This is a genomic window from Chryseobacterium mulctrae (genome assembly GCF_006175945.1).
Lineage (GTDB): Bacteria > Bacteroidota > Bacteroidia > Flavobacteriales > Weeksellaceae > Chryseobacterium > Chryseobacterium mulctrae.
Window position 1 is genome coordinate 4,297,661 of the sequence record NZ_VAJL01000001.1, and the last position, 19,153, is coordinate 4,316,813.

Here is a 19,153-nt window from a genome sequence, read left to right on the forward strand (position 1 = left end):
TCTACAATCTCGCCTTGAAAAAGGCGAGATTTTTGTATTTAATGTTTTAAATTGAATGAAATGTTTTCTAAAATTACTTCTAATATCAAAGTTTCGGTAGACCCTGAATATGATAGTATGAACTCTTATCCTTCAGAAAACCGTTACGTTTTTAAGTATAACATTGTGATTGAAAACGATGGTGATTTCCCGATTAAAGTCCTTAAAAGAAAATGGCTTATTTTCGATGTAGGATTTGGGTTTACAGAAGTTGTAGGTGATGGTGTGATTGGATTGACTCCGGATGTAGAAATCGGAGATAACTTTGCTTATTTTTCGAATGTTATGCTACGTTCAGGCGTAGGAAATATGAGCGGAAAATATTTGGTTGAAAACTTATATACCAAAGAACAGTTTGAAATAGATATTCCTAAATTTAATCTGGTGTCTGAGGTTTTAAGCAATTAAAATTGGTTAATAGTTATTTGTTATTAGGTGATAGTTTAATGCTTTTTAGTCTAAATTTTCTTTCATCTGTTTCCATCTCTGAAAATCTGTAGAAATTATAAAGCTTTAATTTTCTGCTTCATAAACTCTGAAACTTCATCATTGCTGGTAAGAAACAGTTTTTCAAAAGCTAAAAGCGAAATTCTCGCACAAGCTTCTGCATCATCTCCGGCTCTGTGATGTTTAAACTGGATATCATGATATTCTGCAAGATGTTTTAAGCCATATTTCGGAAGATAATTCCAAGATTTTTTGGCTAACTGAATACTGCAGAGATAATTCAATTTTGGGGTAAACATTCCGTAATAATCAAGACATCCTCTTAAAACTCCTGCATCGAAACTTGCATTGTGAGCAATCATTAAAGTTCCGTACATCATATCCTGTACTTCATACCAGATTTCATCAAACCTTGGTGCGTCTTTTACATCACTTGGTAAAATGCCGTGTACATCAATGTTTCTCTGATGAAAATAAGGGTAACTTGGCGGTTTTATCAGCCATGTTTTGGTCTCCACGATTTTAGAATCCTGAACAATACAGATTCCCAATTCACAGGCAGAATGTCTCTCGTGAGTGGCGGTTTCAAAATCTAATGCGCAGAAGTCCATAAATTATTAATGATAAGTGATAAACGATATTATTTTTTACCTCCTAAAAAGTGCTTAAAAATAAGCCATTTTTTTTGGTAGTATTCTGATTTTTGATGCTTTTGACGGCGCTTAATCGTCTCAGGAAGTTGGGCATAAAATCCAAAATGTCCTCTTGCAACTGCCCAAAGATGTGAAAATCCGTTTTTGTAAGCAAAGTATAAAGATGCAATTCCGTCTAAACACAACCTGAAAAAAATCAACCCAATCAATTTTGGAAAAGGTAGATTTTTAAGCATCATTGAAAGATTATTTCTGATGTTTAAATATGTTTTCTGAGCACTTTGCTTGTTTAAAGTCCCACCACCGACATGATAAACTTCAGATTTTCCGGTGTAAAATATTTTTTTTCCTGAATTGATTAATCTCCAGCAAAGATCAATTTCTTCCTGATGGGCAAAAAATCTTTCATCAAAACCATTCTGTTCCCAAAAATCTTTTGATCTGATAAAAAAACAACATCCTGAAGCCCAGAAAATTTCAGTTTCGTCATTATATTGTCCTTTGTCTTCTTCCACATCGTCAAAAACTCTTCCTCTGCAGTAAGGATAACCTAAATTATCGATCAAACCACCTGCAGCTCCGGCAAATTCAAAATAATTTTTATTATTAAAAGATAAAATTTTAGGCTGAATCGCAGCAATTGAAGGATCTTTTTCAAATAAATTTAAAACAGGGTTAATCCAGTTTTCTGTCACTTCTACATCAGAATTCAGAAGACAGTAATATTCCGCATTTATTTTTTTTAAACCTTCATTATAACCGCCTGCAAAACCATAATTTTTATCATTAATTACAATTTTTACAGTATGAAAGTTTTGTTTTAAAAAATCAACAGAATCATCTGTCGAATGATTATCGATAACGTATATTTCAGCTTCTTCAGAAAAACGGATAACGCTCGGAAGAAATTTTTGTAACCAGTTTTTACCGTTCCAGTTTAAGATTGCTACGGCAATATTTTTAGAATTTTCTGTCATTTATTCGCCGTCATAAGTTTTTATAGAATCCTGATATTTCCATTTTCTGTGTGACCAAAGATAGTTGTCCGGGTTTTTTCTGATGGTATTTTCAAGCAGTTGATGAAATTTTCTTACCACTTCATTCTTTACAAACTTTTCTCCATCCGGATAAATTCTGTGATAATTAACCTGATAAAAACCTCTTTTTACCTTCTTCATTTCACAGTAAATAAAAATCAGATCCATTCTTGTTGCTAATTTATCATAACCGATAAAAGCAGGAGTTCGCTGATTTAAAAATTTTAAACCATAATTGACGTGAGCAACATGCGGAGTTTGATCTGCCACAAACATATAAATAGATTCCCCGTCGTTTTGGTTTCTGAAAATATTTAAAATCACTTCATTGGCTTCCAGAGCTTCGTTTCCGAATTTATTACGGACTTTCTTCATCTGATCTTCCCAGAAGCTGCTGTTTACTTTTCTGTAAACCGGATGTGAATTTTTTTGCGGAGTTAATGTTGCCAAAGCATTCATCCATTCCCAATTGAAAACATGTCCCGCCATCAGAATGATATTTTTACCTTCAGCTTTAGCTTCGTGAAATAAATGCTGATTAATATGCTGCATTCTTACACGGGATTCTGTTTCAGAAATACTGAAAGATTTTACTGTTTCTGCAAGATAATCCGAAAAATTTAAATAGAATTTCTTTCTTATTTCTTTAATTTCCTGATCTGTTTTTTCAGGAAAAGAATTTTTTAGATTTTGGGTAATAATTTTCTTTCTGTAGCCTACAAAATAGAAATTTAAAAAGAAGATGATATCCGAAAAAATATATAATATTTTAAGCGGCATCTTAGAAATCAGGAAAAGTATTTTTATCAGAAGATTCATAAAGTATGCAAATTTAGTGATAAAAAAAATATGGTTTCATTTTTGCTGGTAATAACTATTATTTTTATTTTTAAAGTATGAAAAAAATGTCGTTAGTAGCTCTTCTTGCCTTAAGCACATTGGCTTTTGCACAGAAGATAGATCAACCAACAAAAGTTAAAAATTCAAACGATAAAGCTTTGTTGGTGAAAAGTGATGCAGCAGAACTGGAAGCGAAGAAAAAAGCTGCGGCAGAAGAAAAAGCAAAACTGCCCAAACCTTATGATTCTAAAGCAGATGCGCAGGCTGATATCAATAAACTTATAGCTCAGGCTAAAAAAGAAGGAAAAAATATTATGATTCAGGCGGGAGGAAACTGGTGTATCTGGTGTTTGAGATTCAACCAATATGTACAGACAACTCCGGAATTGAAGAAAATTGTAGATAAAAATTATCTTTATTATCATTTAAATTATTCTCCGGATAATAAAAATGAAAAAGTTTTTAGTCAATACGGAAATCCGGGAGAGAAATTCGGATATCCTGTTTTTATTGTTTTAGATAAAACGGGTAAAATGATTCATGTACAGCAAAGTGACGTTCTGGAAGAAGGAAAAGGCTACAGTTTGGAAAAAACGAAAGCATTTTTTAACCAATGGGCTCCGAAATCATAAAAAAGTAAAACCGAGAAATTCTCTCGGTTTTTTTATTTACATCAATCTTTTAATCCAGCTTAGCTTTTTCTCAGAATAAGGCGGATATTTTATATTAGGTTCGCCCCAGGTTGCTCTTTCTAAAACAGCTTTTTGATGTGAAAAGGTTTCAAAACCAAATTTTCCATGGTAATTTCCGATTCCGGAATTTCCAACGCCACCAAAGGGAAGGTTTTCATTTCCTAAATGCATGATCACGTCGTTAATACAACCTCCACCAAAAGAAAGTTTATTCTTGAAGTTTTCTTTTTCTTCAGAATTATTGGTGAATAAATAAGCGGCCAAAGGTTTTTCGAGTTCTATAATTTCATTTAAAATCAAATTAAAATTGGTAAAAGAAATGACGGGTAAAATAGGACCGAAAATTTCTTCCTGCATTACTTCATCTTTCCAATTAATATTTGTTAAGATTGTGGGTTCTATATATCGATTTTCTTCATCAGAATTTCCGCCAAAATAAATTTTATCCTGATCAATGAGCTTTATTAATCGTTGAAAATTCTTTTGATTAATGATTTTTGTATAATGTTCAGATTGAGGTTCATATTTAAATTGCTGAATGTTTTTTCTCAACATTTCTAAAAACTGTTCCTGTATAGATTCTTCGACCAATAAGTAATCCGGAGCAACACAGGTTTGTCCGGCATTTAAAAATTTCCCCCAAACAATTCTTTTAGCAGCGACTTCAAGATTAGCATCTTTAGTAATGATTGCAGGTGATTTTCCTCCCAATTCCAAAACAACCGGAGTTAAATTTTCTGCTGCAGCTTTGTAAACGATATTGCCAATTTTTGTACTTCCAGTAAAGAATATTTTATCGAATTTGAGCTTTAAAAGTTCTGTGGTCTCGTCAATTCCACCTTCATAAACGTATAAATATTCCGGTGGAAAATTTTTATTGATGATTTTTGCCATCACTTTCATTGTATTTTCGGCAATTTCGCTGGGTTTTAAAATACAGCAGTTTCCGGCTGCTAAAGCTGCAACAATTGGAGATAATGAAAGCTGATAAGGATAATTCCAGGCTCCAATAACCAAGATGTTTCCTAAAGGTTCGTTGTGAATTCTGCTTTTTCCGAATTGATTAGCAAGATTTGTTCTTACTTTTTTGGGTTTTGAAAGTGATTTTAAATTCTTTAGATAATATTTAATATCATTTAAAACAAAGGAAATTTCTGTGGTAAATGTATCAAATTTTGATTTCCCGAAATCTTTGTAAATCGTTTCATATAAAAGGTTTTCGTTTTCTAAAATCAAATCCCGAAGTTTTTCAAGATACATTTTTCTGAATCTTAAATTTTTCGTTTGCTGTGTTTTGAAAAACGCTTTCTGCTTTGATACAATTTCCTGAATTTCCATAAATCAAATTTCAGAAAACATATCAAAACTTCTGCCTAAAATTTAAAGAATATTCCTCACCGCAATTTTTACCGGATGATACAGTAAAACGACAAATGCTGTAATCAATGCTAACCAAAATAATCCTGTGAAAATTTCCATATTAGAAAGAAGAATGGCTTGTGCATTAATTTTTGCTTTAAAAGCTCCTGCTGTCATAGATATCGACTCGTTTACCGGAAGTTTTGATATGTTTGCTCCAAAGATATGACTCCATTGTGAGTAGAAAATAGGATTGGTATCGGTAAATTGGGAACTTAATGTGTCTGAATGTTTTAAAGTTAAAAATAACATCAAATTTTGCATTAATGCATATCCTATTGCGGTTGTCCAGAATCTTGTGGAAGTTCCGACTGCCGTTGCATTGGAAACGTATTGTTCGGGCATTCCTGCAATGAGAAAAAATACCAAAGGTGTGAAAAGCAATCCTTGCCCGACTCCCTGAAGAAATAAGGGCGGACAAATCGTTTGAAGCGTCGTATCGGGATAAAAAGTATACGTAAACCAGGCACAATCTATTGCTAAAATTAAAAAACCGCTGAAGAAAACCAATCGTGATGAAGCTCCTTTTGTAATACAAAGTGCAGACAGAAAAACGCCTAAAAGTGTTCCTGCAACATTCCAGTACTGAATTTCTACAATATAATCCCACGGCCATTTCCAAACGGTTGCCATAATATTGTAAACGTTATTGATGCTTGCTCTCAAAATATAAAAGATGAAGAAAAGTATGACACCAACGATCACATTTTTAGAACTGAATACTTCAAAATGAAAAAAAGGTCTTGCCGAATTTCTTTGTTTTAGCATAAATAAACCTCCGGAAATCATACAGATAAAAAGACAGAGTATGATAATATTTGATTCAAACCACATTAATCTCTTTCCGTAAATAATTGCATATGCTCCTGATTGCAGGCACAACCAAAGCAAAAACCAGCTCGCAATATCCAATTGGTACAATGGTTTCTTTGCAAAAAATCTGTTTTTATTAAAAATAGCAACAGCAATAATTAAAACAAAAACATGAAAATAAACCATCATTAAGATCATGTGCTGAAAATCGTAATCTTCAATACTCGACTTCAAAAGGGAAGTGGTGATCGTTCCGCCGGTGAGAATAATGGTATACATAAAAAGATAGGCAATTTCTTTGGCGTGTTTTGTTTTCAGTTCGGCAATGATCAACGGTAAGAATATAGCACCTTCCAGAACTCCGAAAATTCCTTCCAGGACACGAATGACCAGAATAATATGATAGTCGTTGGTAATGGACAGAGCATAAAGAATAAGAATGGAAACGGAAGACATCAGCAACGTGTAATATTTCACACTGAAATACGCCATAAATCTTTGTATTACCAAAAGAGTAACCACAAATGTTCCGTACATTAAGATCATCAAATATTGAATATCATCGGAATCTGCATCCATGAATGAAGAGGTAAAAGCACTGTTGGAGTGCAAAAGCGACAACAACATCAGGTGAGGAAAAAGAGCTAAAATCAAAAGCGGTAATTTCAGCCATTGAGGCACCCATTTATGATAAACTGTATTGTGATGCATGATTTTTCTTTAAAAAGCGAATCAGCTTATTAGCCAATTGTCGATTGTATTTTATATTATTTTGTTTAATTTTTTTAGGAGCTTAATCCCGCTTTCCACTATATCTTTTGTTTCGCTTCGCTACACAAAAGGATGCCGTTGCAATCGGGGCTAGAGTTGAGTCATTCCTTCAATGTTTATCCATTATACAGAACTTGTAATTCCGTAGGGATCTAGGCTCCAATCTTTCCGATAGAATACTATGTTTAGATTCCTATGGAATGACAAACTTGCTTAAAGAGTTTAAATAAAATTATTATTAGTGAAAAAATGCGAAAAGACAAAAAAGCAAGGAATAAAAGTAAAGGTAAGATGGCAAAATTGCGATTCTGTCTTTCCGCTAAAATATTTTAATTTGACAATGAGATAATTTGAAAATGTTAGCAGAATGTTTCTCTTCTAAAACTCTAAAACACTCCCACCCTCAAACTCTATATCTTTTTCGCGCTCACCAGAACATTCATTCCGGAGAGTAGTTTTTCGTTATTCTGATTGTTCTCAAGAATAATTTTCACCGGAAATCTTTGTTCGATTTTTACGAAATTTCCTGTTGCATTATCCGGTTTTATCAAAGAAAACTGAGAACCTGAAGCTGGGGAAACGGAAACTATTTTTCCTTTGAATTCAGCATTCGGATAAGCATCTGCGGTGATGATAACTTCTTTATTCTGGTCGATTTCTCCTAACTGAGTTTCTTTATAATTGGCAATGATCCATTTTTCTTTGCTCACAATTTGTACTAAAGCCTGACCTTCTTTGATCAATTGACCTTCCTGAATGGTTTTCTTACCGACCCAACCGTCGTAAGGCGCTGTAACTACCGTGTAAGAAAGGAAAAGTTTAGCATTATTCAGATTGGCAGAACTTTGCTGAATCTGGCTTTTTACCGGAGCAACTTTAGTTTCCTGTTCATTTACACTGGCTCTCACTGCATTTTTCTGCTGCTCTAAAGCTAAAAGATTGGCTTTTGCCTGCTCATAAGAAGCTTTTGCATTTTCAAATTGCTGTTCAGTTGCGGCATCTTCCGAAACCAAGTTTTTATATCTTTTAAAATCCTGTTCGGTTCTCCAGATGTCTATTTTGGCGGAAGCTATTTTTGCATCAATAATTTTAGTGTCGCTTGCTTTTGTGTTTACTCCGCTTTCGATGGTGTTAATGTTCTCAGAGTTTGCATTAAGGCTGGCTTCAGCCATTTTTACCTGATTGACAAATTCGCGATTGTCGATAATAATTAAAGTATCTCCTTTGTGAACGAATTGATTTTCGTTAAACTTAATAGTTTGAATAAACCCCGAAACTTTGCTTGAAACTGGCGTAATATATTGTTCGATTTGCGCATCGTTGGTCGTCACGTTTTTTCTTGAAAAAAGATAAAAGCTTAGCATTCCGGTAATTCCGGTGATGATGAGGATCCAGGCTAATAAAGTAATCGTCTTGTTGATTCTTTTTTCCTTTCGTGTTAATTGCTTTTGTGCCATAGTTTTTATAGGTTTCCAATAGTATATTGGAGTTGGTAATATTTTAGTTGACGATTTATTTTTACTGAAATTAAATTAGATTGAGCTTCCAGATAAGCGTTGTCTGCATCGATTAATTCGGTGATCAAGCTTAATTTGTTGGTGTATTTCTTTCTTACAATTCTGTAGTTTTCCTTAGCCTGATTAATAGCTTCTTCTGCGATGCTCACTTTCTGATCGGTTTCTTCAAACTTTTTGTAAGCTTCATAAACATTATGTCTGATGTTTTCTTCATTTTCCTCGATCTGCAATTTGGCAAGGTTAATATTTTCCCTTGCTTCCTGCATTTTGTATTTGTTTTTATACAGACTTTCGATAGGATAGGTAAGATTGACACCGATCATTCCTAAACGATACGCATAAGGTTCGGGTGGAAAAAACATCATATTCGGATATTTCATAAAATATTCTCCACCTGCTGTAATTTTCGGTAAATAATTAGCTTTTGTAATTTTTTTGTCTAATTCCTTCAACGAAAGATTTTTGGTCGCCATTTCAGCAGATTCGTTTTTATGCAAAGCAGTTTCCGTTAATTCATTGACGTAAGGAATTTCTGCATTTTCTGAAATCAAATCTTCCGTATCAACATGCATTTCCTGATTTTCCGGAAGCGACAGAATGGTTTTTAATTTATGTTCGGCAATTTGTACATCATTATCCAGTTCTGTCCAACTCATTTTATGGTTAGAAAGCTGTAAAGATGTTCTCAAGACTTCATTTACCGTTACAACACCGTTTGCTTTTAAAGCTTTTACCTGTTTAATATTGACAGAATCTTCATGCATTTTATCATTGATTAAACCTTGCTGTTCTTTTAAATGATGAATCTGAAGAAAAGCGGTGATGATCTCCATCGTTAATTGTCTTTTGTCTAAATGCGTTTTTAATGAAGAAATTTCAGTGTCAATGGCTGCTTTTTTTTCAATATTTTTAATTTTTCCACCCATATAAACTGGGATTGAAGCTGAAAGCGTAAAATCATACATTCCATTGATGATATCATACTTTGTTGCTTTTCCAAATACGCCATTTTCATGTTGAAAAAGATTTGAAACCTGATTATAACTTGTGTGAAATTCAATATCCGGAAGTTTTTCCATTTTGAGATCTTTCTCTTTGGTCTCCGACATTTCATTTTTTAAATGACTGATCTGAATTTTTTTATTGTTCTTTAATCCAATCTCAACAGCTTGTTGTAAGCTGAGATGTTGATAATCGATCATCTGTGAATGTAGAAAACTGCTTATCAATAATAAGCACAACGCCATACAGTGATATCTGTGTGCGCCAAATATCATTTTCATAATTTAAATAAAAGTTTTTTGCTGAATTGATTTTGATTCTGCAAATTTACGGGGTGAAGCTTAAGACGTGATTTGTGAAAACAGAAAAATATTTGTCCATTTGCGCCAAATTGATTTTTTTATTACCTTTATTTGATGAACGACAGTCATTTTGGAGCCGTTGAAGAATTGGATGCTGAATTTTATATCTATCATGTTCTTGCAGATAATATAAAAACAGAAATTCATCATCACAGTTCTGCTCAGTTAGTGTATGCAGAAGGCGGTATTGTGCATATTTTCACCGATTTGAAACACTGGTATTTACCGGCAAGATGTTTTATGTGGATCCCTGCTGGAACTCCGCATTATATTTTTTCTACAAGCCCGAAAGTTGACCTTTATAACTTTTATTTTAAAAAAGAAGAAAATGAAAATGGCTTTTTTGATGAAATTAATATTTATTCGGTCAGTCATTTGCTTAGAGAGATGATTTTATATACAAAAGATTGGGATGGGAAAATCACAAAAAAGGATGGCGCTAATTATTATTTCCTTAAAGCTTTAAAAGGTATTTTACCTGAAAAACGAGATAAAAAACTTGCATTTCCGGTTCAGCATCCTTTTCCTAATGATGAAACATTATTAAAGATTGCGCAATACATCCATGCTAATCTTGAAAAGCCTTTAACCATCGAATCTACCGCAAAAGAATTTGGAATGAGTACAAGAACGCTTTCGAGAAAGTTTAAAGAAATTTTAGGCATGAATTACGTCCGTTTTCTGCGAGCATTGAGGATTACCCGTTCTCTGGAACTAATGATCGAAGAAAAATATAATATGTATGAGATCGCCATGATGGTAGGATACAACAGTCTTTCTTCTTTCAGTAATATCTTCAAAAAAGTAATTGGAATTCCTCCGACGGAATATCAGCAAAAACTGAGAGGGAATGATTAAGAAGGAGAGTTATGTGTTTGAGAGTTGGAGGGTTATAGAGTTAGAGAGTTTTTGCTGCGAAGTTTTTTGTGTTGTTGCGAGAAATGATGTGATGAAGCAATCTTTTTAAAAGAATTATTAATAAAGATTTTCACAAAGTTTGTCATCCTAAAAGGATTTAGGCAATGGTTTTTACAAATCAGTCTCTACAAAAAGAGTTTAGGTTTCTACGGAATGACAAAGTGGATATATATTTTAGTTTTATACCGAGATTACTTCGTCGCAAGGCTCATCGAAATGACAAAACTTTTAACGCAAGAATTCCCCTCCTTTGGAGGGGTGGCGAAAATTCGAAAGAATTTTTGACGGGGTGGTTTATGAGGCTAAACATTGCTTCTTCATTACACTTCTCGTAATGACAGAAATGGAATGAAAGACAGATTTCCTAGCCCCGATAAAAACGGTTACCCCGCAACAAGGAGTGGGGAAACTTGAGGGTTTTGGTGTGGGAGAGCGGATGGAGTGAGGAGTATGAGTGGTTAGCGGGAAATAGCTTCTAAAAAAACATAATAAAAACAAAAAACCACTTCAAATGAAGTGGTTTATATTTTTGAGAAAATCTCTTTAAGTCTTATGCTTCTTCAGTAGAAGGAGTTTCTTCAACTTTAGCTTTAGGAGCAGCTGGTTTTGGAGCTTCTACCGGTGCGTCAGATACGATGTCGAATTCGAAGTTGTATTCTACATTTCTGTGTAATCTTACGTTTGCAGTTACTTTACCAGTTCTCTTAATAGTGTTTCCTGGGATTTTGATATACTTCTTATCAACAGAAACTCCAGCTTTAGCAAGAGCAGCAGAAAGATCTGCATTGTTGATAGATCCGAATAATTTATCACCAGAACCTACTTTTGCAGGAATAGTAATAGAAGTTTTCTTTAATTGGTCTACTACAGCGTTTGCAGCAGCGATTAATTTAGCTTCTTCTTCTTTTCTAGCTTCCAAAGTAGCTTCAAGAGCTGCAATGTTTTTAGGAGTAGCTAAAAGAGCAAAACCTTGAGGTAACAAGAAGTTTCTTGCATAACCTGGCTTTACATTTACTGTGTCGAATTCAAGACCTAAGTTTTCTACGTCTTTTTTAAGAATAATGTTCATTGTTGTTGTCCTTTTTTAGATGTTAGAAGTTAGATGTTAGAAGTTAGATGTAGACATTGTCTGTTATCTGAAATCTGTAGTCTGAAATCTAAAATCAAGTTAGAATTAATATGTATTCAGCAACAAAAGAAGAGATTGCTCTCTTCTTTTATTAATTTTTTTAGCTTATTTCAATAAGTCAGCTACGTAAGGCATCAAAGCTAAGTGTCTAGCTCTTTTGATAGCAGAAGAAACTTTTCTTTGGTATTTCAAAGAAGTTCCAGTGTATCTTCTAGGTAAAATTTTACCTTGCTCGTTTACGAATTGTAATAAGAAATCAGCATCTTTGTAATCAACGTGCTTAATTCCGAATTTTTTGAATCTACAGTACTTTTTATCAGTTTTAGTGTTGATATCAAGTGGTGTAAGGAATTTTACTTCAGATTCTCCTCCAGCTGAGGCTTGTTTAGCCATATCATCTATTGCCATGTCTTGTCTTTTTTAAATTTTGGGTTAATAAATAATTAAGCTCTTGAAGCTTTAAGTTTAGTTCTTCTAGTTACAGCGTACTCTACAGCGTGCTTGTCTAGTTTTGTAGTAAGGTAACGAATTACTCTTTCGTCACGTTTGAATGCTAATTCTAAATCAGCAACTACATTACCTTCACCTTTAAACTCGATTAAAGTGTAGAATCCATTCTTTTTTAATTGAATTGGATAAGCTAATTTTTTTAATCCCCAATTTTCTCTAGTGACAATCTCACAGTTCTTTTCTTTCAAAAGATCTACATACTTGTTCACTGCTTCCTCCACCTGAGCTTCAGATAGAACGGGAGTTAAAATGAAAACAGTTTCGTAATTGTTCATAATGTTAAATGAATTTGTTAATTATTTCGAGGTGCAAAATTATGAAATCTATTTGTAATATACAATATGAAGCAGGTTTTTTATTGGAATAAAAAAAGACCCGCAAAAACGGGTCTTAATTCATTTTAGAATAAATTGATTATTTCTTGATTATTTTCGCAGACTGTAAACCGGTTTCTGTTTCTGCAGTTATTACATAAGTTCCAGAACTTAGACTTGAAACATTAATTGCAGGTTTGTTTGCATCAATCATTTCAGTTAGTACATTCTTACCACTTAAGTCATATATTTTTACTGATTTTATTTTTGATGCTGAATCGATATTCAGAACATCAGAAACGGGATTGGGGTATATTTTGAAAAGTGATTTCTTAGCAGTCGTATCATTGACTGATAATGCTGACGCAGTTACATTTACGGTATAATCTTCAGCCTGACCAAAACCACCTCCAATGCATGGATTTGTGAGATCATTAATATAATCGTCGTCATCATATAGTTTTTTTACTCTCATTCTAGTACTTCCAACAGTTGCTGTGGCTGGTACCGCAATAGAATGTGTAACCTGTTGAGAGTCTATTCCAGATGAATATGTAAGTGTTTGTGTTACTTCATAAACTTCTCCGGGATCATTTAAAATTCCATTTTTATTCCAATCTATAAAAACAACAAATACATTAGTATAATTACCTGCAGTATTACCTTTAATTGTTATCGTGTAGGTATTTCCCTGAACAACGTTTGCGGTTTGTGATAAAAACATTTGATGGAATGTTCCAACATATTCCTCGTCATCTGTAGTATTGTTAATCCCTGCAAAATCAACTAATGTAATTGGTTCGTCACCATCTTCATTCCAAAAAGGATCATCAGGATCTATGTATCCAAAGTGTAGTGGACCACAATAAGTTTGACCAAATAAGCTCAAAGAAAATGCTAAAAAGCTAAAGAAGAGAATTTTTTTCATATCTATTTTTTATAAAAATAATAAATATTTACGAAAAAAAATGAATTATTTTCTAATTTCCGCAAGAAAATTTAACTTTAATACATCATAAAGAGAATGTCTGCTTACTAAAATAGAAGCAATAGAAGAAACCATGCCTGCTAACATCAAATGAAATATCAAAGAATGTCTGTCTGTCATTTCTAAAACAATAATTGCAGATGTAAATGGAGCTCTTGTTATTCCGGTAAGAAAAGCCACCATTCCTGCGAGAATCACAACATTGGTTTCGTTTGGCGTTAAATGAATAATTCCAGAAATTACAGAACCAATACTTGCACCCGCTGTTAAAGCCGGAGCAAAAATTCCTCCCGCGCCACCGGAAGTAAAAGATAGGGCAGGACCAAGCATTCTTAATATCGGAACATACCATTCTTCATGTTTATCCTTAGTGAAAAGAACCCGTTCCATAATTTCCTTTCCGGATCCAAGAATCTCTCTGTTGATAAAATAGGCAATAGAAGCGATAAATAGCGCACAGATGACCAGAAAGACAACATTGGCTTTATCTGTTTTAAGTTTTCTCTTTTTCCAGTCATTCATCTTAAGCATGGTTACAGCGAGTTGGCTGGCCATGATCCCAGAAGTTCCTGCTACAAGAATAATCGGAAACATCACCATTAAAGAAACATCATGTGTTTTTGGGTATCCCAGATATAAATAGGATCCTGCCAAAGTCTGAGCAGTTAAACCGGCAATGATTACCGCCGTAAATAAAGCCGTCTTGAAATAGTTGATATGTGTTTTTGATAGTTCCTCAACAGCAAATACAATCCCTCCCAAAGGGGTGTTAAATGCTGCTGCAAGTCCTGCTGCCGCACCTGTCATGATCATGTTTTTCTTTGATATTTTAGGCCACCAGTGCGGAAGATATTCATTGACCTTTCTGAATACTGAACCCGCAATCTGAACCGTTGGTCCTTCCCGGCCAACAGCGCCTCCTCCAATAACAAGAATAACGGATGAAATAATTTTGAAAACGATAATCTTAAGACTTAAAAGACTTCTGATTTTTGTGTGCTCTTTTGGATTGGCAAGCTCCACGGCTGCCATAACTTGTGGAATACCGCTGCCTTTGGCATTCGGAGCAAATTCTTTCACCAGCCACCAGGAAAGAACAAAACCTATGGGCGCAATGATAAAGATCATCCACGCATGCCAGTTCATTATGAAATGCAGCAGATGCTCTCCCCATGCAAATAGCTTAGCATACATTACAGCAAAAAAACCTGTAATCACCGAACCTATCCAAAAGGGAATTGCCTGAAGCAAATTATGTTTCAGTTGTTCGTTTCGGATGTTGTCAAAAGATTTTTTTAACCCTTTTCGGATGTAGACCAATATTCTACGCATATTTCAAATCTAAACTAATTTTTAAGGATATGAAAATTTTAAGTCTAATTTTGAGAACTAAATTCTGAAATTCATAATAGTTTTAATTTTAAGCTAACTTTTGAATTTAATTTAAGTATTAAAGAAACAAAAAACCTCCGAAAAAATTCGAAGGTTTATATTTAAAATCGACAGTAAGCAAATCGCTCATCGCCAATTACTCATTACTTATATTTCTGTGTTAAGATCCCAATTTTCAAGATAATCGTGAACATGTTTCAACATCATTCCACCAAGAGAACCGTCTACTACTCTGTGATCGTAAGAGTGAGACATAAACATCAACTGACGGATTGCGATTACATCACCATCTTTAGTTTCAAGAACTGCAGGTTTTTTAACGATAGCTCCGATTGCCATAATAGCAACTTGAGGCTGTGGAATAATAGGTGTTCCCATTAAGTTTCCAAAGCTTCCTACGTTAGAAATCGTATAAGTTGCACCTTGAGTATCTTCTGGTCTTAATTTTTTGTTCCTTGCTCTGTAAGCTAAGTCGTTAATTGCTTTTGCTAAACCTGAAAGCGATAACTGATCAGCATTTTTAATTACAGGAACAATAAGGTTTCCGTCTGGTAAAGCTGTTGCCATACCGATGTTGATATTTTTCTTCTTGATGATGTTTTCACCATTGATAGAAACATTGATCATTGGGAAATCCTGAATAGCTTTTACAATAGCTTTTACGAAAATTGGCATGTACGTAAGCTTTTCACCTTCACGTTTTTCGAACATATCTTTGTTTTTAGCTCTCCATTTTACAACGTTGGTTACGTCTGTTTCGATGAAAGAGGTTACGTGAGGAGCAATTTGTTTTGCTTTCACCATGTTTTCAGCGATGATTTTTCTCATTCTGTCCATAGGGATGATCTCATCACCTGCAGAAGTAGAAATAGTTGTTGCCGGAGTTGATACCGCTTTTACTGCTGGAGTAGAAGCTGCCTGAACAGGTGCAGCTTGTTGTTGAACTGCGTTTCCTCTGTTGGCAACGTGTGCTAAAATATCTTCCTTGGTAATTCTTCCTTCCAAACCGCTTCCTTTGATAGTTTTCAGTTCAGATTCAGAAATATTTTCCTGTTGAGCAATAGATTTTACAAGCGGAGAAAGGTATAAATCTCCCGAAAACTCTACATGAGAAGTAGCTGTTGAGTTTAAAGGCTCTTCTATTGCTTGAATTGTTGCTGCATCCGGAGCCGAAGTTTCAGCTTTTACTTCTTCAGAAGCTGTGTTTCCGCCTTCTCCTTCGATTTCTAAAATAGCGATGGCTTCACCTACTTTTGCAACCTCGTCTTTCTGTTTAAGGATTTTTACAATTTTCCCCGAAACTGGTGTCGGAACGTCTGAATCTACCTTATCTGTTGCAATTTCCACTACTGAATCATCCTCCTTTACCTGGTCGCCTTCATTGAATAACCAAGTGATAACTGTAGCTTCCATCACGCCTTCACCCATAGAAGGAAGCAATAATTTGTATTCTGCCATTTTTAAATTTTAGATTTTGACAAATATATAAAAAAAATCGGTTTTTTTATGAAATAGATAATTTTAGAAAAATTCTATGTAAATATTTTCTCCCACATTCAGTCCAAAAAGTGTTTTTGCACCATTTTTTTTACTGCCTTTATAGATGGTTAATTCAAGTTGATCGCTGTCATTAAAGATGGCTGCAGATTGCCCGTGATACTCGGTTTCTCTTTCCCAGTCTACCACCAATTCTGTATGACTTGAATATATTTTTGAAAGACTTAAGTTCCTGAATTTGATGGTGAAACTTTCAAAACCTTTAGCTAAAGTTTCAAAAAAATCTTTATTAATATTTGAGATTATATTTCCGAAATTATCAATATACATGACTTCACCAATAATCATTTTTTCAGACTCGTTATAAACCGATTTTGGAAACAAAAGCTGTTTTACAGTTTCTATTTTTCTGCCAATTACTTCGGGCAGTCCGCCATTGGCTAAATGTACCGCAACAGGTACAAAAACATCGGTTGAAGTGAAGTTTACTATGTCATCAAACCTGTTATTGAGGGTAATTTCGTAAATAGCTTCAGGTTTAATGTCAAAAAAGACTAAACTTAAGAGTCCGTTATCTGCTGCTAAAAAATAATGTCCGTCTGCTTTGTATAAAATATTTTTTCTTGATTTATGAAAAAAACTGTCAACAGAAAGAATGTGGATGGTTCCGCTCGGAAAATATTTATAGGCGTTTCTTACAATATAAGACGTTTGAATTAAGTTATATGCCTGAATATCATGGGTGATATCAATAGTATTTACCTCAGAATTTAAAGACAGGATTTTTCCTTTCATAGCCGAAACTCTGTAATCTAAACTTCCGAAATCTGATGTAAGGGTAATAATTGACATGAATAAAAGGGATAGAATTGCAAATTTATCTAAAATAAAAAGAAAGAAACGGCTATTGTGGATAAGAATTTAATTTAAAATTGAAAAAAAACATTTAAATTTAAATTCTAATCTAAAAATATTTGCATGTTTGAATTAACGTATGATTTAGAAGGTATTGATTCAAAAAACTTTTATGGAGTTAATAACCAATATTTCAATTTAATAAAATCAAGCTTTCCGACACTTAAAATCACGGGTCGTGATCATTTTATCTTTGCGATGGGAAATCAGGAAGCTTTAGATATATTTAAACAAAAGCTCGACGACATTGTGTCGTTTATTTCCAAAAATAATTCTATCGGATTAAAAGATATCGAAAACTTCCTCAATCTTAAAGATGAGAATGAGAAACATTTGGTTTTTGACCAGGACATTATTGTAAAAGGTGTCAACGGAAAAATTATTAAGGCTAAGACAACCAATCTTAAAAAACTCGTTAAAGAAACCGAGAAAAAGGATATGGTTTTCGCAATTGGTCCGGCCGGAACAGGGAAGACTTATACCAGTGTTGCTTTAGCGGCGCGAGCTTTAAGAGATAAAGAGGTTAAAAGAATTGTCTTGACAAGACCTGCAGTAGAAGCCGGAGAGAGTCTTGGTTTCTTGCCGGGAGATTTGAAAGAAAAACTTGATCCTTATTTACAACCTTTGTATGATGCACTTCGCGACATGATTCCTCATGAAAAACTGGAAGGTTTTATGGAGAAAAAAGTGATTGAAGTAGCACCTTTAGCTTTTATGAGAGGACGAACTTTGGATGATGCTTTTGTGATTTTGGATGAAGCTCAAAATACAACGCATGCCCAAATGAAAATGTTTTTAACAAGAATGGGTATGAATGCTAAATTTATTATCACTGGAGATCCTACTCAAATCGATTTACCTCCTAAACAGCATTCTGGTTTGAAAGAAGCGATGCGAATTTTGAAAGATGTGAAAGAAATTGGTTTTGTGTATTTAACAGAAGAAGACGTGGTACGTCATCCTGTGGTGAAAAAAATTATTTTGGCTTATAACGAAGAAGATAAGCGAACAAGAGAATAATGTGATTTTTCATAATTTTTCAAAAAAGGTTAAAATTATTTTGTGATTCCAGTAAAAGTGATATATTTGGAATCTTAAAATATGTTAAAAAAAACTTTAAACTATGAAAAAATTATTACTTATTGCAGCTATCGCTCTAATTGGAACTTCAGTAGTGAAGGCTCAAGAACTTAAATTTGGTCCAAAGGCAGGGTATTCATTATCAATGCTAAAGGCTGAAGGAGATGGAGAGTCTTATAAATTTGATTCTAAATCAACATTTTATGTAGGAGGTTTTGTAGAGTATAAATTCAATGATAAGTTCGGGATTCAAGGGGAGGTATTGTATTCTCCAATTGGGGGAAAACAAGAAGAAAGCTACACTGAAACAATTATGGGTGTTACCGTTAATGCTACAGCAAAAACAGATTTTAAACTTGGAAGTGTACAAGTTCCAGTAAGTGCAAAATATTTTGCTACAGAAAGTTTAGCTTTTGCTTTAGGTCTTAATGTTGGCATTATTACTTCTGCAAAAACTGATTATACATTGACGGGCTCTGTAGACGGAATGGGTGGATCTGCTTCTGAATCTGAAAGTGGAAGTGAAGATATCAAGGATAATATTAATACCTTAAACTTGGCGCCTTTTGTTGGCGCTGAATATACCTTAGAAAATGGTTTATTTTTCGATGCAAGATATAACTTAGGTGTATCAAATCTTATTAAAAATCCAGAAGGAAATGAAACGTTAAAAAACAGCTTTTTCCAAATTGGTATAGGTTTCAAATTTGGAGGAAACTAAAGAAAACTTTTTAAATTATTATAAAGCAAGGCAATTATTTGTCTTGCTTTTTTATTGAAATATATTCCTACGGCATTGTGTTTGCTATAAAAGATCA

At 33.9% G+C, this 19,153-nt stretch carries 19 protein-coding genes; 5 read left to right on the forward strand and 14 right to left on the reverse strand.

The features are described 5' to 3' along the window. The first annotated feature begins 60 nt into the window (after positions 1-60). Positions 61-447 (forward strand): Co2+/Mg2+ efflux protein ApaG, encoded by a 387-nt coding sequence (gene apaG, locus FDY99_RS20020; RefSeq protein WP_102980216.1) that lies wholly within the window; start codon positions 61-63, stop codon positions 445-447. A 95-nt stretch (positions 448-542) separates the two neighbouring features. On the opposite strand, the gene FDY99_RS20025 is transcribed toward apaG, so the two are convergent. The 3 genes from FDY99_RS20025 to FDY99_RS20035 are packed head-to-tail and all read right to left on the reverse strand — an operon-like array spanning position 543 to position 2,995. Further along, positions 543-1,097, reverse strand: a complete 555-nt coding sequence (locus tag FDY99_RS20025) for a 3'-5' exonuclease (RefSeq protein ID WP_139423455.1) — start codon at positions 1,095-1,097, stop codon at positions 543-545. Between the two features lie 29 nt (positions 1,098-1,126). Then, entirely contained in the window at positions 1,127-2,116 is a 990-nt protein-coding gene (locus FDY99_RS20030; RefSeq protein ID WP_139423456.1) for a glycosyltransferase family 2 protein, read from the reverse strand. Next, positions 2,117-2,995 (reverse strand): lysophospholipid acyltransferase family protein, encoded by an 879-nt coding sequence (locus FDY99_RS20035; RefSeq protein WP_139423457.1) that lies wholly within the window; start codon positions 2,993-2,995, stop codon positions 2,117-2,119. A 77-nt stretch (positions 2,996-3,072) separates the two neighbouring features. Here FDY99_RS20035 and FDY99_RS20040 point away from each other — a divergent pair, with 77 nt between their 5' ends. Beyond that, positions 3,073-3,648 carry a thioredoxin family protein gene (locus FDY99_RS20040; protein WP_139423458.1) on the forward strand — a complete coding sequence of 192 codons (576 nt, stop codon included), beginning with the start codon at positions 3,073-3,075 and terminating at the stop codon, positions 3,646-3,648. A gap of 36 nt (positions 3,649-3,684) precedes the next feature. Here the strand turns inward: FDY99_RS20040 and FDY99_RS20045 are convergent, their stop codons facing one another. From FDY99_RS20045 to FDY99_RS20060, 4 genes are all read right to left on the reverse strand, one after another. Next, on the reverse strand, positions 3,685-5,046 hold the full coding sequence (locus FDY99_RS20045; RefSeq protein WP_139423459.1) for an aldehyde dehydrogenase: 1,362 nt from the start codon (positions 5,044-5,046) through the stop codon (positions 3,685-3,687). 42 nt (positions 5,047-5,088) lie between these two features. Beyond that, positions 5,089-6,651 (reverse strand): MFS transporter, encoded by a 1,563-nt coding sequence (locus FDY99_RS20050; RefSeq protein ID WP_139423460.1) that lies wholly within the window; start codon positions 6,649-6,651, stop codon positions 5,089-5,091. Between the two features lie 470 nt (positions 6,652-7,121). After that, positions 7,122-8,168, reverse strand: a complete 1,047-nt coding sequence (locus FDY99_RS20055) for an HlyD family secretion protein (RefSeq protein ID WP_102980223.1) — start codon at positions 8,166-8,168, stop codon at positions 7,122-7,124. A gap of 5 nt (positions 8,169-8,173) precedes the next feature. After that, positions 8,174-9,511 carry a TolC family protein gene (locus FDY99_RS20060; RefSeq protein WP_228448875.1) on the reverse strand — a complete coding sequence of 446 codons (1,338 nt, stop codon included), beginning with the start codon at positions 9,509-9,511 and terminating at the stop codon, positions 8,174-8,176. A 135-nt stretch (positions 9,512-9,646) separates the two neighbouring features. On the opposite strand from FDY99_RS20060, the gene FDY99_RS20065 reads away from it, so the two are divergent. After that, positions 9,647-10,450: a helix-turn-helix domain-containing protein gene (locus tag FDY99_RS20065; RefSeq protein ID WP_139423461.1), complete on the forward strand. Its 804-nt coding sequence runs from the start codon at positions 9,647-9,649 to the stop codon at positions 10,448-10,450. A 610-nt stretch (positions 10,451-11,060) separates the two neighbouring features. Here FDY99_RS20065 and rplI read toward each other — a convergent pair. The 7 genes from rplI to FDY99_RS20100 all read right to left on the reverse strand — a co-directional run bounded on the left by rplI (position 11,061) and on the right by FDY99_RS20100 (position 17,192). Next, positions 11,061-11,579, reverse strand: a complete 519-nt coding sequence (rplI, locus tag FDY99_RS20070) for a 50S ribosomal protein L9 (protein WP_139423462.1) — start codon at positions 11,577-11,579, stop codon at positions 11,061-11,063. Positions 11,580-11,744: 165 nt separating this feature from the next. Continuing rightward, the gene (rpsR, locus tag FDY99_RS20075) at positions 11,745-12,047 is read right to left on the reverse strand and encodes a 30S ribosomal protein S18 (RefSeq protein ID WP_074229140.1); all 303 of its coding nucleotides are present in this window, start codon (positions 12,045-12,047) and stop codon (positions 11,745-11,747) included. Positions 12,048-12,082: 35 nt separating this feature from the next. Continuing rightward, a complete protein-coding gene (gene rpsF, locus FDY99_RS20080; RefSeq protein ID WP_074229139.1) occupies positions 12,083-12,424 on the reverse strand; it encodes a 30S ribosomal protein S6 in 342 nt (113 codons plus the stop codon). A 139-nt stretch (positions 12,425-12,563) separates the two neighbouring features. Further along, on the reverse strand, positions 12,564-13,391 hold the full coding sequence (locus tag FDY99_RS20085) for a GEVED domain-containing protein (RefSeq protein ID WP_139423463.1): 828 nt from the start codon (positions 13,389-13,391) through the stop codon (positions 12,564-12,566). A gap of 45 nt (positions 13,392-13,436) precedes the next feature. Further along, positions 13,437-14,783: a chloride channel protein gene (locus FDY99_RS20090; protein WP_139423464.1), complete on the reverse strand. Its 1,347-nt coding sequence runs from the start codon at positions 14,781-14,783 to the stop codon at positions 13,437-13,439. A 207-nt stretch (positions 14,784-14,990) separates the two neighbouring features. Then, positions 14,991-16,301, reverse strand: coding sequence for a dihydrolipoamide acetyltransferase family protein (locus FDY99_RS20095; RefSeq protein WP_139423465.1), 1,311 nt, complete (start codon positions 16,299-16,301; stop codon positions 14,991-14,993). Positions 16,302-16,364: 63 nt separating this feature from the next. After that, a complete protein-coding gene (locus FDY99_RS20100; protein ID WP_139423466.1) occupies positions 16,365-17,192 on the reverse strand; it encodes an SAM hydrolase/SAM-dependent halogenase family protein in 828 nt (275 codons plus the stop codon). A gap of 126 nt (positions 17,193-17,318) precedes the next feature. Here FDY99_RS20100 and FDY99_RS20105 point away from each other — a divergent pair, with 126 nt between their 5' ends. Continuing rightward, the gene (locus FDY99_RS20105; RefSeq protein ID WP_074229134.1) at positions 17,319-18,275 is read left to right on the forward strand and encodes a PhoH family protein; all 957 of its coding nucleotides are present in this window, start codon (positions 17,319-17,321) and stop codon (positions 18,273-18,275) included. Between the two features lie 103 nt (positions 18,276-18,378). Next, positions 18,379-19,056 carry a porin family protein gene (locus tag FDY99_RS20110; RefSeq protein WP_139423467.1) on the forward strand — a complete coding sequence of 226 codons (678 nt, stop codon included), beginning with the start codon at positions 18,379-18,381 and terminating at the stop codon, positions 19,054-19,056. The last annotated feature ends 97 nt before the right edge of the window (positions 19,057-19,153 follow it).

Coding starts and splice junctions, on each gene's coding strand:
- apaG (WP_102980216.1), top strand. CDS start 61: ATGTTTTCTAAAATTACTTCTAATATCAAAGTTTCGGTAGACCCTGAA.
- FDY99_RS20025 (WP_139423455.1), bottom strand. CDS start 1,097: ATGGACTTCTGCGCATTAGATTTTGAAACCGCCACTCACGAGAGACAT.
- FDY99_RS20030 (WP_139423456.1), bottom strand. CDS start 2,116: ATGACAGAAAATTCTAAAAATATTGCCGTAGCAATCTTAAACTGGAAC.
- FDY99_RS20035 (WP_139423457.1), bottom strand. CDS start 2,995: ATGAATCTTCTGATAAAAATACTTTTCCTGATTTCTAAGATGCCGCTT.
- FDY99_RS20040 (WP_139423458.1), top strand. CDS start 3,073: ATGAAAAAAATGTCGTTAGTAGCTCTTCTTGCCTTAAGCACATTGGCT.
- FDY99_RS20045 (WP_139423459.1), bottom strand. CDS start 5,046: ATGGAAATTCAGGAAATTGTATCAAAGCAGAAAGCGTTTTTCAAAACA.
- FDY99_RS20050 (WP_139423460.1), bottom strand. CDS start 6,651: ATGCATCACAATACAGTTTATCATAAATGGGTGCCTCAATGGCTGAAA.
- FDY99_RS20055 (WP_102980223.1), bottom strand. CDS start 8,168: ATGGCACAAAAGCAATTAACACGAAAGGAAAAAAGAATCAACAAGACG.
- FDY99_RS20060 (WP_228448875.1), bottom strand. CDS start 9,511: ATGAAAATGATATTTGGCGCACACAGATATCACTGTATGGCGTTGTGC.
- FDY99_RS20065 (WP_139423461.1), top strand. CDS start 9,647: ATGAACGACAGTCATTTTGGAGCCGTTGAAGAATTGGATGCTGAATTT.
- rplI (WP_139423462.1), bottom strand. CDS start 11,579: ATGAACATTATTCTTAAAAAAGACGTAGAAAACTTAGGTCTTGAATTC.
- rpsR (WP_074229140.1), bottom strand. CDS start 12,047: ATGGCAATAGATGATATGGCTAAACAAGCCTCAGCTGGAGGAGAATCT.
- rpsF (WP_074229139.1), bottom strand. CDS start 12,424: ATGAACAATTACGAAACTGTTTTCATTTTAACTCCCGTTCTATCTGAA.
- FDY99_RS20085 (WP_139423463.1), bottom strand. CDS start 13,391: ATGAAAAAAATTCTCTTCTTTAGCTTTTTAGCATTTTCTTTGAGCTTA.
- FDY99_RS20090 (WP_139423464.1), bottom strand. CDS start 14,783: ATGCGTAGAATATTGGTCTACATCCGAAAAGGGTTAAAAAAATCTTTT.
- FDY99_RS20095 (WP_139423465.1), bottom strand. CDS start 16,301: ATGGCAGAATACAAATTATTGCTTCCTTCTATGGGTGAAGGCGTGATG.
- FDY99_RS20100 (WP_139423466.1), bottom strand. CDS start 17,192: ATGTCAATTATTACCCTTACATCAGATTTCGGAAGTTTAGATTACAGA.
- FDY99_RS20105 (WP_074229134.1), top strand. CDS start 17,319: ATGTTTGAATTAACGTATGATTTAGAAGGTATTGATTCAAAAAACTTT.
- FDY99_RS20110 (WP_139423467.1), top strand. CDS start 18,379: ATGAAAAAATTATTACTTATTGCAGCTATCGCTCTAATTGGAACTTCA.